Genomic DNA, 2,155 nt, shown 5'->3' on the forward strand with positions numbered 1-2,155 from the left:
TGTCCGCTAGAAGTGATCCTAATTTAATACTCCAATATTCCAGCGTGATCCTTCGAAAAAACTGTCCTGTCCAATTGAGATATTGCACACAACGTTTTGTATATGGTTTGTTGCGTTTTAAAGCACTAATTTAGTAAATAAAAACGGAATAGAAAATCCCCTAAGGATTTTCGTAAGTAGCCTAGAACTAGCAATAAATTATATACGATGTTCTACACCGTTTTTTTTCCTTCAATAATCTTTTTCAGTTGTTTTGAATATTCAATTAAAGTTTTGTTTACATCTTTCATAGAAGACATCAACTCTTCGTATTCTTCAAAACTTGTTTGTATTTTTTGTGGACTTTTCCCAGTATTTTCAATTAATTGTTCAGAATACCATTTTCTAAATCGTGCTTGATATTCTGTTAAATGTGGTCGTAATCCTTTGTTAAGGACGTCTGTCAATAAAAGAATTAATTCTTGAGAAGTATTATTATCTTTTAATAACTTGCCGTTAAAAGATTTTAACTCATCCCTTGTTATTTTAAAAAGTGAGTACCAAGAATTATAAATTTCAACAATTACGTCTTTGCCATCTTCAATTTCAATAGCCGCTTTTCTTGTAATTAATTCAATATAAATTTTATGAGCAATTTCAATATTTTGGTAATTTCGAGTAATTTGATATTCAAAATCAGCACCACCAATTTTATACTTTATTTTTACAAGTTCAACATCTTCTTGAATTGACGATTCTTGTTTGTGATTTTTAATTAAATATCTGATTAGAAAAGTTAAACCAATTATTAAAAGTAATAACCATACATTCAAATCTAAAGAAAAGACAAAGTTTTCTTTATTAAAAAATACATCAATTATTTTAATATTAACTCCATTCATTACTTGTTCTATTCTTTGAGAAACTCGGATAAGAATTATCTGGATTTATTTTATTTCTATTTATAAATGCTTCGTGTATCCAACCTTGAACAATCTGTGGGTTTGTATTCCAATCATATAGTTTTGTGAAACCACAATTTGCATTATCATATAGGCGTGGAGGGATTATATTTTTTTTATATTTATCTTTTCCAAAATCAGGGTGTGAAGGTAAAAAGATTCCTATTAATCCTGAACGAGAATTATATAGAGTACTTCTAATACTTGCTGCAATCTCCCAATCAACGTGTTTTCTTTTCCAAGTTTCTGTTCCTATTAATACAACAGTAACAGAAGTATCTCTTAAATATTCATCTCGGATTTTTTGTCGAATTGTTTCTGTTTTTAAGTAAGGGTCTATTTCACCTATTTGAACAGATTTTGAAACCATAATATCATAATTACGACTAAATAGCTCCTCGAAGGAGTTTTTATAGTATTGGTCATTTGCGTGATGATAACTTACAAAAACCTTATGTCTTTGGGTATTCATTTATTATATTTTTTAGATTGTTATTAATCTATCCATTATGTTATTTAAAGGATGACTTTCATTTTTATAATCAGAAAATATTTTAGTTTCAAGTATATAGTTGTTTCCGTATTTTTTTGCAAAAATTGTTATATCATAAATATCTCTAATAATAGGGGCGGTTTTTATGTAATCGGGTAATTCGGTGTTATTAATTCCTTTCAATATAACTGTAGATAAATCTGTTTTATCAAAGCCATATCCAACTTCAAATGGAACCCATTTTGAAGTTAAGGTGTTTTTTGAAATCACACAAAGCATATGTGTTGAATTATTAATTCCTTTTTTAATAGCATTAACAACGGCTTTCGGGTCGTCATTTTCTGTTGCAATCTGTAATTCTTTATCATATTCATCGAAATAAACATCAATTCCAACTTTCTCCAAATATTTTGCGATTTTTTCAGCCTCGTTTCTGTCTTTTTTTTGATGACTAATAAATACTTTTGTTGGCATAATAATTTCTTTTTTAGCAATAATTTTCTAAATGGTTTAGAACGTATTTGTGCATGGTTTCGTTACGAAATCATAGCACTAATATAGTTTAAAAAATTAAAACTTCAACGTGCGCGAGGATTTTCTGCAAGAAAATCAACAAGCAATGAACTATGCACGTCTTAAGTTTGTCTTTTAATACATTTGATATATAATCAGAAAGAATAAAAGAGAGAATTAAGGTTACTATATACGGTGAAGCATTGAC

3 protein-coding genes are annotated in these 2,155 nt (G+C 28.2%); all 3 read right to left on the reverse strand.

All coding sequences use genetic code 11. The annotated features are described in order from the left end of the window. Positions 1-212: 212 nt before the first annotated feature. The 3 genes from AQ1689_RS03655 to AQ1689_RS03665 are packed head-to-tail and all read right to left on the reverse strand — an operon-like array spanning position 213 to position 1,908. Positions 213-881, reverse strand: coding sequence for a hypothetical protein (locus tag AQ1689_RS03655; RefSeq protein ID WP_101955225.1), 669 nt, complete (start codon positions 879-881; stop codon positions 213-215). Beyond that, positions 868-1,413 (reverse strand): TIR domain-containing protein, encoded by a 546-nt coding sequence (locus AQ1689_RS03660; protein WP_101955226.1) that lies wholly within the window; start codon positions 1,411-1,413, stop codon positions 868-870. Before AQ1689_RS03660 ends, AQ1689_RS03655 begins: the two co-directional genes overlap by 14 nt. Positions 1,414-1,425: 12 nt before the next feature. Beyond that, positions 1,426-1,908, reverse strand: a complete 483-nt coding sequence (locus AQ1689_RS03665) for a toll/interleukin-1 receptor domain-containing protein (RefSeq protein ID WP_101955227.1) — start codon at positions 1,906-1,908, stop codon at positions 1,426-1,428. Between the last annotated feature and the right edge of the window lie 247 nt (positions 1,909-2,155).

This window comes from Tenacibaculum finnmarkense (assembly GCF_900239185.1).
GTDB classification, from domain to species: domain Bacteria; phylum Bacteroidota; class Bacteroidia; order Flavobacteriales; family Flavobacteriaceae; genus Polaribacter; species Polaribacter finnmarkensis.

Bases quoted from the DNA above. Each gene is read 5' to 3' on its own strand.
- AQ1689_RS03655 (WP_101955225.1), bottom strand. From the start codon at position 881: ATGAATGGAGTTAATATTAAAATAATTGATGTATTTTTTAATAAAGAA.
- AQ1689_RS03660 (WP_101955226.1), bottom strand. From the start codon at position 1,413: ATGAATACCCAAAGACATAAGGTTTTTGTAAGTTATCATCACGCAAAT.
- AQ1689_RS03665 (WP_101955227.1), bottom strand. From the start codon at position 1,908: ATGCCAACAAAAGTATTTATTAGTCATCAAAAAAAAGACAGAAACGAG.